The following is a 12,483-nucleotide window of genomic DNA, read 5'->3' on the forward strand; positions in this document are numbered from 1 at the left end:
AAGATCTCAATTATTAATATTGCTATATATTACTAAAATCATTGCTACTAAAATTTAGTAAAATATAACTAATATTATTAATAAATAATTATATTTTAGCAATATCTGTCTAAGACATATATAATGTACATACCATTAATTTTACTTTTAACTAACAACATTAGTAAACTATATATAAAGTATTAACTTGAATGGTGTATTGTTACTGGTACTAATTCATCAGCACGTAATGTCATTATTTCACAACCATCTTCGATAACTACTATCGTATGCTCATACTGAGCAGAAAAACTATTATCTTGCGTTTTTACAGTCCAACCATCTTTCATAGTACGTGTTCTGAATTTACCTGCGTTTATCATGGGTTCTATAGTGAATGCCATACCAGACTGTAATATAACTCCACCATCATCAGCGTCATAATGAAGAACCTGTGGTTCTTCATGAAAGTTTTTACCAATACCATGTCCACAATACTCACGTACAACAGAGAAATTTTTTGATTCAACAAACTGTTGAATTGCTTTACCAATAGCCCGTAGACTTATGCCTGGACGTACCATGCGGATAGCTAAGTATAAGCTTTCTTGAGCAATACGACATAAACGTTCACCTAAAATTGTAGGCTTACCTACTAAAAACATTGCTGATGTATCTCCATAAAAACCATCTTTAATTACCGAAACATCAATATTAATTATATCTCCGCTTTTTAATTTTTTTTTGTAACTAGGAATACCATGACATACTACTTCATTAACCGAAGTACATATGGATTTAGGAAAGCCATGATAACCAAGAGAGGCAGAAATAGCCTGTTGTTTTATAGTAATATATTCATTACATATATGATCTAAGTCACCGGTGCTAATACCAGGTTTAATATATGGTTTTATTATTTGCAGTACCTCAGCAGCTAGCTGACCAGCAATACGCATTTTTATGATATCTTGAGATGTTTTAATTAAAATAGACATAACTAAATTAGAATTTAATTCTACTCAGTAATAATACAGTAAATTATCAATATTTTTCCGAATATTAGGAATATTGATCTAAGAAGTCCAATATTTAGTATAAACTAAACATACTTTATACTATAAAGTACATTAATTTATTCATTTGCAAACTTTGCTCTAAAATCATACATATTTAGTATAATATGCATGCCGATGTGTATAATCTAATGAAATGACTCATGTTAGATAAGCGTCTTATTAGTGTGCCTACAATTATAGTTTATATTATATAAATTAATACTAAAATAAATAGAGGTTTTATATGGTAACAGTTTTGATGCATGATATGTTTCATGCAGGTGTCCACTTTGGACATCAAACTCGATATTGGAACCCGAGAATGAAGCCATTTATATTCGGTGTTCGTAATAAAATTCATATTATTAACTTAGAACAAACTGCACCAATGTTTAATAATGCTTTATTTGAGCTAAATAAGATAGCATCGCGTAAAGGTAAAATTTTATTTGTCGGAACGAAGCGTGCAGCAAGCGAAGCAATAAAAGAAGCAGCAAGGAGCTGTGATCAATTTTTTGTTAACCATCGTTGGTTAGGTGGAATGTTGACTAATTGGAAAACAGTTCGTCAATCTATTAAACACCTAAAAGAACTTGAAACTCAGTCTCAAGATGGAACATTAGATAAACTAACTAAGAAAGAAGCAATAATATGCAATCGTAAGCTTGAAAAACTAGAAAAAAGCTTAGGTGGTATTAAAGATCTAGGTGGTTTGCCAGACGCATTATTTGTTATTGATGCTGAACGTGAGAAGATTGCAGTAAAAGAAGCTAATAATCTTGGAATTCCAGTTTTCGCTGTAGTTGATACTAATACAGATCCTAATGGCATTGATTTTATTATTCCAGGTAATGACGATGCTATTCGTGCTATAAATTTATATTTAACTGCAGTAGCACATGCCATAAGTGAAGGTCATCAGAAAAATGCTCTTGAAATATAAGAGTAAAATTATGGTATCTCGTAAAATACGGAGAGACAAATGATGGTTGCAATTACCACAACTTTAGTAAAACAATTACGTGATCGTACTAATGCTGGGCTTATGAAGTGCAAAAAAGCATTAATTGAAGCTAATGGTGATATCGAGTTAGCTATCGATAACCTACGTAAATCAGGGCAAATAACGGCTGCAAATAAATCTAGTCGTATAACTGCTCAAGGAATAATTCTGACTAAAATAAATCATAATAGTCAGTATGGTGTCATAATAGAACTAAATTGTGAAACTGATTTCGTTGCTAAGGATAAAATATTTAAAAACTTCGGCGAAGATATTATCACTACTGCATTAAATCAAAAGATAAGTAGTTTAGAGGAAATTAAATCATTATTTGAAGAAAAAAGGATTACTCTTGTAGATACTGTTGGTGAAAATATTAATATCCGTCGTATCAATACTCTAGAAGGTAATTTAATAGTATCATATTTACATGATACCCGTATTGGAGTTCTATTGTCTGCTAATAATATTAGCCAAAATTTGTATTTAGGGAAACAAATTGCTATGCATATTGCAGCAATGAAGCCTAAATATATTCAAGTAAATGACATACCAAGTTATATAATATCTCGTGAACATAAAATTCAGCTGAATATTGCTATGCAATCCAATAAACCACAAAAAGTAATACAACAAATTGTAGAAGGTCGTATGCGTGAATTTACTCGAGATATCTCGCTTCTGGACCAGAACTTTATTATCGATCCTAGTCAGAAAGTTGGGCAAATACTTGAGCACTATAATATTATAGTAAAAAACTTTATTCGTTTTGAAGTAGGTGAATGGATAGAACAAGAAGAACATTACAAAGCTAACGAATCGTAAGTATTAAGTAATAAAATAATACTAATCTTATATAATATATAATTAAAAAAATATTTTTAATGACAATTAAACCAATATATCAACGTATATTACTGAAATTAAGTGGGGAAGCTTTACAGGGTAAAAATAATTTTGGAATAGATACTAATGCTTTAAATCGTATAGTTCAAGAAATAAAAGAACTAATAAAATTTAAAATAAATATTGGTATAGTTATAGGTGGAGGTAATCTATTCAGAGGTACTCTACTAGCTCATTTAGGTATACAACGTGTTGTATGTGATCATATGGGTATGCTAGCAACTGTGATAAATAGTTTAGCAATCCGGAATACAATGCTACATATTAACATTAATGCTAATATTCTATCAGCTATACCATTAGATGGTATTTGTGAGTTATACAATTTAGACAAAGCTATTGATTTACTTGAAAAGAATATAGTAGTTATATTTGCTGCTGGAATAGGAAATCCTTTTTTTACTACTGATTCTGCTGCTTGTTTACGTGGTCTAGAAATAGGAGCAGATGTAGTACTTAAAGCAACTAAAGTTGATGGTGTTTTTTCTGCAGATCCTAAGATTGATCCAGATGCTATTCTTTACGATCAATTAAATTATAAAGATATACTAAAACAAGAACTAAAAATTATGGATTTAACTGCACTAACATTAGCACATGATAACCATTTGCCTATTAGGGTATTTAATATAAATAAACCTGGTGCACTATGGAGAGTAGTCATGGGAAAAAAGGAAGGTACGCTTATTTATACACCTAAAATTAATAAGGTTAATTATAATATATAACAGTTAATATATTATTTATCCAAAATATTCAGTTTAGGAAATATCAAAGTGATCAATAACATTCGCCAAGATGCTGAAGTACGTATGGAAAAATGTTTAGAAACATTTAAAAATAATATTAGTAAGTTACGTACTGGCCGTGCTAACCCTAACTTACTAGATAATATTAAAGTAGATTACTATGGCTCAATAATGCCTTTACGTCAGTTAGCTAATATTATAGTAGAAGATACTCGTACATTGGTAATTACTTTATTCGATCAGTCAATAATTAAACGAGTAGAAAAAGCTATTATTATTTCAGATTTAGGTTTAACTCCTGATTTATCTGGAACAATTATCCGGGTACAGTTACCATCTCTTACTGAAGAACGACGCCGTAATCTAATTAAAATAGTTCGTAACGAAGCAGAACAAGGAAAGATTTCTGTACGTAACATACGACGTGATGCTAACGATCATATAAAAATATTACTGAAAAATAAAGCGATAAGTATAGATGAAGAACGTCGATCTCAATCTGAAATTCAGAAAATTACAGAAGCTTGGATTAGAAGATTAGATCAGATCCTATCTGAAAAAGAGAGAGAATTAATCGATTTTTAGTCGACTGTCTATCTAGATAAAAATTCGCTAAAAATAGCTGAATAATTATTTGAAGTAAAGAGAAGTTTTAAATAACTACTATAGTATTTAGGATTATATTTAATTTAAATATTATACATAATGTAATTAATTTTATTAATACTAAATTATGACATGAAGTATTTAACTATTCTAGGAAGCACAGGTTCTATTGGAACTAGCACATTAACGGTAATTAAACAAAACCCTGATAAGTTTACTGTACGTGCACTAGTAGCAAAAAACAACTTTACTTTAATGACTAAGCAGTGTTTAGATTTCCGTCCATCTTGGGTAGGAATGGTCGATAAAAGGGCTGCTAGGGAACTAAAAGCTAACTTAGCTCAACTAGGAATTGCTATTAATATTATTTCTGGTAATCAGGCTGCTTGTGAACTAGCTGCACTAAAAGAGATTGATACCGTTATGGCAGCAATTGCAGGTGTAGATGGTTTGCTATCAACTTTATCAGCATTACGTGCTGGTAAAAGAGTATTACTAGCAAATAAAGAGTCACTAGTTAGTTGTGGTAGACTATTTATGAATGAGGTACATCAGCATAACGCACAGCTATTACCAGTAGATAGCGAACATAATGCAATTTTTCAAATTTTACCGGAACCTATTCAACGTCAACTAGGGTGTCTATCACTATCTAAATACGGTGTTTCGCAAATTATCTTAACTGGTTCTGGTGGACCATTTCGTCAAACACCGCTAGATGCATTAGCTACAATAACATCAGATCAAGCTTGCATACATCCCAATTGGTCTATGGGACGTAAGATATCAGTAGATTCAGCGACTATGATGAATAAAGGATTAGAGTATATTGAGGCACGTTGTTTATTTAATGCGTCTACTGACCAAATCGAAGTACTTTTGCACCCACAATCTATTTTTCATTCAATGGTACGTTATGTAGATGGTAGTGTGCTAGCGCAGCTAGCATATCCAGATATGCGTATTCCTATTACTTATGCTCTATCATATCCTACTAGAGTTCCCATAAAAGTTACACCTTTAAACTTTTTACAACTTGGTACGCTCAGTTTTGATCAACCAGATAATAAACGTTATCCATGTTTACAACTTGCGATTGAAGCAAGTAAGCTTGGACAAGCAGCTACAACAACATTAAATGCGGCTAACGAAGTAGCAGTAGCAGCTTTCTTGCAAAGAAAAATTCGTTTTACTGATATTGCCTCTGTAAACCAGATGGTACTAGATAAAATTAATTTAGAAGAACCTTCTAGTATAGAAGAAGTATTATGTATTGACCGTCAAGCACGTATAAATGCCCACCTCAGTATTCGTTATTTAGCACTATAAATTAATCTGTTATCCTCAAGATATAATAATTACTATATGAAAATGATATGCAAAATAAGTTAATGTAGTTCTACTACTTAAGTAGTAACAAAATATTTTTTCGTATTATGTCTAGGGGAATATAGTAACATGATATTAAAAGAAAACCAACAACATAATAAACAACATGCTATATCACCACAACATGTAGCTATTATTATGGATGGTAATGGTCGTTGGGCAAAGAAGCAAAGTAAGTTACCTATATTTGGTCATCAAGCTGGTGTTAAATCTGTCCGCCGTGCTATTAGCTTTGCTGTTCAACATAAGTTAAAAGCTTTAACACTATATGCATTTAGCCGCGAAAATTGGCATCGTCCTGTACAAGATGTATCCGCTCTTATGGAGCTATTTATTCGTTTATTAGATAGCAAAATTAATATTTTGCATAAACATAATATATGTCTAAATATAATTGGTGATATTGATCGTTTTAGTTTTCGTTTGCAGGAGCTGATTTGTCGTGCAGAAACACTAACTAGCAAGAACGATGGACTAAATCTAAATATTGCAGCAAATTATAGTGGACGTTGGGATATTATCAAGAGTGTTAAAAAAATTGCTATTAAAATCCAACAAGGAATGCTGCGTCCTGATCAAATAAACGAAGAAATTTTATCCCGTTATATATGCATGAATAAATTAGCTCCAGTAGATTTAGTAATTCGGACTGGTGGTGAACAACGGATTAGTAACTTCTTACTATGGCAAATAGCCTATGCTGAGCTATTTTTTACCAAGGTTTTATGGCCAGATTTTAATGATATTGTTTTTGAAAGTGCACTAAATGCTTTTGCTCAAAGAGAACGGCGTTTTGGTAGAACTAAACCTGATAATTACAGAGATACCTAGGGGGAATGATTGCTGAAATATCGTATTATTACAACTATATTTTTAGTACCTGTAGTAATAGGTATGCTTTTTTGGCTCCCACTAATAGCTTTTAAGTTAATTATGTTAACTATATGTATGTTAAGTGCTTTAGAATGGGGTCAACTATCTGGAATTCCAGATAGTAAACGTATTTTACTATCAATAGCATGTGGTTTATTAATCACTATAATGACATTTATAATACCTATTTATTGGCCATTATTAATGGTATTTATAGAAAATTATATTCTATGGTTAGCTTTGGTATGGTGGTTAATAGCTCTATTACTGATACTAAGTTATCCTCGTACTGCTGTATTCTGGCAAAAATCTAACTTACTACGTTTGATATTTGGGTTGTTGACGATCATCCCGTTTTTCTGGGGGATGATAAGCTTACGTTATTCCAATCATAATGATAATTCTGTTTTTGGATCTTGGATATCATTATATCTCATGTTTTTAGTTTGGAGCGCTGATTCTAGTGCTTATATATTTGGGCGTGCTTTAGGTCGTCATAAGCTAGCACCAAAAATTTCTCCTGGTAAGACTTGGGAGGGACTAATTAGTGGTTTATTAATATCTACCATTATCGCTTGGTTATTTAATTATTATGTATCACTAAATGTAGCTCCGTTTAAGCTAATTATCTGCTCTATAGTAGCAGTATTTTTTTCGATAGTAGGAGATTTAACTGAAAGTATGTTTAAACGTGAAGCTGGCATCAAGGATAGCGGATGTATTATTCCAGGACATGGTGGCATGTTAGATCGTATAGATAGCTTAACTGCTGCAGTTCCAGTTTTTGCCTGTCTGATGCTGCAGGTTTTTCATGTTATATAAGTTATAACTTGGAGATATTATGTTACATTTTTGTTGGAGTATTTCCGCTTTTATCTGTTCGCTTTCTGTTTTAATTATAGTCCATGAATTAGGTCACTTTTGGGTAGCACGTTGCTGTGGAGTGCAAATAGATAAGTTATCTATTGGTTTAGGACCAGAGATTTGGAGTTGGCATGATAAATATGGTACTCAATTAGCTATTTCTGCTATTCCTTTAGGTGGTTATGTAAAAATGTTAGAAATAAATACAGATATAGTATCGTCTGAACCTGTGAATAACAGATTTAATAAAGCATTTAATCATAAACATATTTGGCAACGTGCAATAATTGTAGCTGCTGGACCAATATGTAACTTCATTTTTGCTATGATTACCTATTGGATGTTATTCATTATAGGGATACCAAATGATCCACCTATTATTAATAGTATTACGCCCAATTCTATTGTTGCTCAGGCTAATATTTTACCTGGAATGGAAATTAAGTCAGTTGAAAACGTTATAACACCTAATTGGAATGCAGTACGTTTGCAATTACTTAATAATATGGATAAGCATAAAATTACTATATGTGTAGCACCATTTGGTTCACAAAATATTGGAACAATTGAAACAAAAGTACTTAATTTAAATCATTATAAATTACATGAAAAAAATCAAGATAATGTTGTAGCATTAGGATTGATACCTTCTGATCTACGTATCGAACCGATTATTGATAAGGTTATAGCAGGTACTGCTGCTGACAAAGCAGGTTTACAAGCTGGTGATAAAATTATTGAAATAGATGGTCAGAGTATTAGTGAATGGCAACCTGTAATTATGAAAATAAAGGATAATCCTGGCAGAAAATTAACTATTACTATTAAACGTCACAATTTCCTAATAAAGATAGTTTTAACTCCAGATAGTCAACGACTATCTCAGGATACAGTAGAAGGTTTTGCTGGTATTTTACCTAAAATAACTTATTTACCACTAAATAAATATCAAAATCTATTAACATTAGATATCTTTCCAGCGCTGCTTCAAGCTATTCAACACACTTGGCAAATCATGCGATTGACGGTTTCTATGTTAATCCATTTGATAAATGGAGATATAACATTTGATACTTTGCATGGTCCTATTTCTATTGCTAATAGTGCTGGTATATCAGCTGAATATGGATTTAGACCATTTCTTATGTTTTTAGCATTAATTAGTATTAATGTTGGCATTATAAACTTATTTCCGTTACCTATTCTTGACGGAGGTCATCTATTATTTTTAATAATTGAAAAAGTTAAAGGTAGCCCTATATCACCAAAATTACAAGAATATAGTTACTATATTAGCGCCATATTGCTAGCTTTATTCATGTGTATATCACTTATAAATGATATATCTAGACTATGATAAGATGATAAAAGTACTAGTAGTATTGTTATTTTTTAGCAGTACTACTGTATATTCTGCTAATGAATTTATTATACAAAATATTAATTTTAAAGGACTACAACGAGTTAGTATTGGTACAGCTTTATTAAATACACACTTACATATAGGTGAAATAGCAACTACTCAAAAAATTAATAATACTATTCGTGCTTTATTTGCTACCGGAAATTTCGAAGATATAAAAATATTACGGAATGGTAGTTCTATTATTATAGAAGTTCAAGAAAGACCTATGATTGCTAGCATTAGCTTTTCTGGAAATAAGTTACTGAAAACTAATCAGCTAAAGAAGATAATGGATCTTAATGGTATTAAATTAGGTCAAGTACTTAACCGTAATACTATTTTTAAACTAGAAAAAACATTAAAGAATTTCTTGGCTAATTTAGCTAAATATCAAGCTACAATTTATGCAGTAGTTACACCTTTACCAGGTCATTGCGTTAGCTTAAAACTAATAGTTAATGAAAGTAAATCAGCTACAATTAAGAAAATAAATATTATAGGTAATAAATCTTTTACAACTACAGAATTAATATCAAACTTTCAATTACATGAAGTTCCATGGTGGAATATCATAAGCAACCGCACATATCAACAAATGAAGTTAGATCATGATTTAAAAAATCTACGCCAATTTTATTTAGATCGTGGTTACGCACGTTTTCATATCGATTTAACTCAGATTAACATAGTTCCAGATAAAAATGGTGTTTATATTACTATTTATATTACAGAAGGTCTAAAATATAGACTATGTAGTTCCATATTATATGGAGCTATAGCAGATCAATATTCTGATATTAAGCTGTTAGCTAATATACCAACAGGAGAATTATATAATATAACCAAAATAAATCAAATTAAAAAAGAAATTAAACTACTACTAGAAAATTATGGATATCCTTATCCACAAATTAGGACTCAAATTGAAATAGATGATTGGAATCAAACAGCAAAACTACATTTAAGAGTTGATTCTGGCACACGCTTCTATGTGCGTTATATTTATTTTAAAGGTAATTACATTACAAGTGATACGGTATTACGTCGTGAAATACAACAGCTAGAAGGAGCTTTACTTAACAGGCAGCTAGTAAATAGAGATAAAAAACATCTAAATAATTTAGGTTTATTTAAAGAAGTGAAAACAAAGATAGAACGTATCCCATATTCAATAGATTTAGTTGATATTATCTATCATGTTAAAGAACGCAACACTGGTTGTATTAGTGCGGGAATGAATTTTAGCAGAAATAGTCGTATTAATTTTAAGTTTGATATTAACCAAAAGAATTGGCTAGGTACAGGTACATTTATAGGATTAAGTGGTATGAAAAATACCTGCCAAAATTATCTTGCTCTATCGATGATAGAACCTTATTTAAGGTTTCCGGGAATAAGTTTAGCAAATCAAATATTTTTGAATTCTTTGAATAGTAATTATACTAATTATTTTAAATATAAGAGAATAAGTTATGGTTTCAATACAACACTTAGTTTTCCCATAAATATTCATCAAAATTTAAGTATAGGTATTGATTATATACACAACAATATTACACCAAAGAGTACTAGATGGTCCCCACTAAAATTTGGTGCTCATTATCTAAAAATAAAAGCTAAAAATAACGCAAACTTTAATACTGATGATTTATTAATTAATATAGGTTGGTATTATCAGGATTTTAATTATAAAATTTTTCCTACTTTAGGATCACGCATAGGTTTATTAAGTAATATAACATTACCTGGTTCTAATAATAAATATTATAAAATACACTTTGATGCTAGTCGTTATATTCCATTGAGTAAAAATCATCATTGGGTGTTATTTAGACATACGCATATTGGTTATGCTAATGGTTTATACGGAAAACAATTACCATTTTATGATAGTTTCTATAGTAATATACGAGGTTTTAGAAGCAATGATATTGGACCAACTAACACAGTTCATGAGCAATCTGAGTTCTATGAAAGAATAAAAAGCTTATATTCTCTTGAAGATTCTAATAATACTATCTATGGGAATGCTATTGTAACTACTAGTACGGAGCTAATTATGCCCACACCATTTTTTAATAAAAATGGTGATAATTTTGTACGTACATCACTGTTTTTAGATGTAAGTAGTATATGGAACACAAATAATAAAAGCAGGTATAATCTGCTTATATATGATACGCCCTATTATAATAGCACAATTCGTTTATCTAGTGGGATAACTCTACGATGGATGTCACCAATAGGTCCATTAATATTTTCTTATGCGCAGCCTATTAAGAATAACAAAAGTGATAACTTAGAGAAGTTTCAATTTAGCATTGGTAAAATGTGGTAATATTATCTAACGACATTAGTATAGAATACTTCATGGGCAAGCATAGTTATAAATAATTATATGACTAAGGAGTCGATAGTGAAAAAATGGTTATATGCTACTAGCCTCATATTAATACTAGTTGCTTCGACCAATGCAACGGCATCAGATAAAATTGCCGTAGTTAATATATCTAGTATTTTTCAGCAGTATCCGCAGCGTGATTTAGTTGCTAAACAGCTAGAAAAAGAATTTCAAAATAGAGTAACTGAATTACAATCAATAGAACAAAATCTACAAATTCAAATGCAGCGTCTACAGCGTGATGGCTCTACTATGAAAGCGAGTGAAAGAAGTGCACTAGAGAGATCAGTAATTGCGCAAAGAGAAAATTTTTCGCACAAAGCTCAAGCATTTGAGCAAGATAACCGTCGTCGTCAAAATGAAGAACGTAATAAAATTCTTAGTCATATCCACAATATAGTTGGTAATATTGCTAGCAAAGAAGGTTATGATGTAGTAATAGATGTAAATGCTATTGCTTATGCTCATAATACTAAAGATATTACTGCTGATGTGCTAAAACAGGTATTATAATAACTAACTTATAGTTAGTTATTATAATCCAAAGGCAGATTATTTAAGTTAGCCATGCATAATTAATAAATATGCATAGCTAACTATATAGTTAGATCCTGAGTATTTATTAAGCTGATTAGGTTGAATTAAATTTAATTAGCTAATCACAAATATTAACTAATGCATAATACTTATTATTTATGTTATGCTTATAATTAATAAGCATAATATACTTTCTTAGTATAAACCATAGTAATCGATAGGAAGAGTATTTTGACTACTAACTCTCATACTCTACATCTTGAAGAGATATTAGAACTTTTACCCCACCGTTTTCCATTTTTGTTGGTAGACCGTGTAATAGATTTTAAAAAGTGGCAATTTCTATATGCAATCAAAAATGTGTCCTATAATGAACCTTTTTTTCAGGGTCATTTTCCAGGAAAACCGATTTTTCCTGGGGTATTAATTTTGGAAGCTATGGCACAAGCTACTGGAATATTAGCATTTAAAAGTGCTGGTAAACTAGATTCTAGTGAACTTTACTATTTTGCTGCTATCGATAATGCCCGTTTTAAACGTCCAGTACAACCAGGTGATCAGATGATTCTAGAAGTTAAATTTATTAAGGAACGTCGCGGAGTAGCACGTTTTAAAGGTGTGACGACAGTAGATGGCGAAGTCGCTTGTGAAGCATTAATGATGTGTGCACGCAGACAGTAATATATACTATATATTAGTAAATGTGCTTTATG

Annotated in this window: 12 protein-coding genes; 11 read left to right on the top strand and 1 reads right to left on the bottom strand. The window is 30.9% G+C overall.

Features of this window, described 5'->3' with window-relative positions; genetic code table 11:
• Nucleotides 1-182: 182 nt before the first annotated feature.
• Entirely contained in the window at nucleotides 183-977 is a 795-nt protein-coding gene (gene map / locus BCI_RS02610; RefSeq protein WP_011520689.1) for a type I methionyl aminopeptidase, read from the bottom strand.
• A gap of 304 nt (nucleotides 978-1,281) precedes the next feature.
• Here map and rpsB point away from each other — a divergent pair, with 304 nt between their 5' ends.
• The 11 genes from rpsB to fabZ all read left to right on the top strand — a co-directional run bounded on the left by rpsB (nucleotide 1,282) and on the right by fabZ (nucleotide 12,451).
• Nucleotides 1,282-1,980 (top strand): 30S ribosomal protein S2, encoded by a 699-nt coding sequence (gene rpsB / locus BCI_RS02615; protein WP_011520690.1) that lies wholly within the window; start codon nucleotides 1,282-1,284, stop codon nucleotides 1,978-1,980.
• A 42-nt stretch (nucleotides 1,981-2,022) separates the two neighbouring features.
• Nucleotides 2,023-2,865 (top strand): translation elongation factor Ts, encoded by an 843-nt coding sequence (gene tsf / locus BCI_RS02620; protein WP_011520691.1) that lies wholly within the window; start codon nucleotides 2,023-2,025, stop codon nucleotides 2,863-2,865.
• Between the two features lie 59 nt (nucleotides 2,866-2,924).
• A complete protein-coding gene (gene pyrH, locus BCI_RS02625; protein WP_011520692.1) occupies nucleotides 2,925-3,674 on the top strand; it encodes a UMP kinase in 750 nt (249 codons plus the stop codon).
• A gap of 48 nt (nucleotides 3,675-3,722) precedes the next feature.
• A complete protein-coding gene (gene frr, locus BCI_RS02630; protein ID WP_011520693.1) occupies nucleotides 3,723-4,280 on the top strand; it encodes a ribosome recycling factor in 558 nt (185 codons plus the stop codon).
• A gap of 153 nt (nucleotides 4,281-4,433) precedes the next feature.
• Nucleotides 4,434-5,630 (top strand): 1-deoxy-D-xylulose-5-phosphate reductoisomerase, encoded by a 1,197-nt coding sequence (ispC, locus tag BCI_RS02635; protein WP_011520694.1) that lies wholly within the window; start codon nucleotides 4,434-4,436, stop codon nucleotides 5,628-5,630.
• A 129-nt stretch (nucleotides 5,631-5,759) separates the two neighbouring features.
• On the top strand, nucleotides 5,760-6,521 hold the full coding sequence (uppS, locus tag BCI_RS02640; protein ID WP_011520695.1) for a polyprenyl diphosphate synthase: 762 nt from the start codon (nucleotides 5,760-5,762) through the stop codon (nucleotides 6,519-6,521).
• Between the two features lie 9 nt (nucleotides 6,522-6,530).
• The gene (gene cdsA / locus BCI_RS02645; protein WP_011520696.1) at nucleotides 6,531-7,385 is read left to right on the top strand and encodes a phosphatidate cytidylyltransferase; all 855 of its coding nucleotides are present in this window, start codon (nucleotides 6,531-6,533) and stop codon (nucleotides 7,383-7,385) included.
• A gap of 19 nt (nucleotides 7,386-7,404) precedes the next feature.
• On the top strand, nucleotides 7,405-8,784 hold the full coding sequence (gene rseP, locus BCI_RS02650; RefSeq protein ID WP_011520697.1) for a sigma E protease regulator RseP: 1,380 nt from the start codon (nucleotides 7,405-7,407) through the stop codon (nucleotides 8,782-8,784).
• Nucleotides 8,765-11,170, top strand: coding sequence for an outer membrane protein assembly factor BamA (gene bamA / locus BCI_RS02655; RefSeq protein ID WP_049752735.1), 2,406 nt, complete (start codon nucleotides 8,765-8,767; stop codon nucleotides 11,168-11,170). The genes rseP and bamA overlap by 20 nt, the downstream gene beginning before the upstream one ends.
• A 78-nt stretch (nucleotides 11,171-11,248) precedes the next feature.
• On the top strand, nucleotides 11,249-11,746 hold the full coding sequence (gene skp, locus BCI_RS02660) for a molecular chaperone Skp (protein ID WP_011520699.1): 498 nt from the start codon (nucleotides 11,249-11,251) through the stop codon (nucleotides 11,744-11,746).
• Between the two features lie 255 nt (nucleotides 11,747-12,001).
• A complete protein-coding gene (fabZ, locus tag BCI_RS02665; protein WP_011520700.1) occupies nucleotides 12,002-12,451 on the top strand; it encodes a 3-hydroxyacyl-ACP dehydratase FabZ in 450 nt (149 codons plus the stop codon).
• Nucleotides 12,452-12,483: the final 32 nt, after the last annotated feature.

The sequence above is a fragment of the Baumannia cicadellinicola str. Hc (Homalodisca coagulata) genome (genome assembly GCF_000013185.1).
In the GTDB taxonomy this organism is placed as follows: Bacteria; Pseudomonadota; Gammaproteobacteria; order Enterobacterales; family Enterobacteriaceae; genus Baumannia; species Baumannia cicadellinicola_E.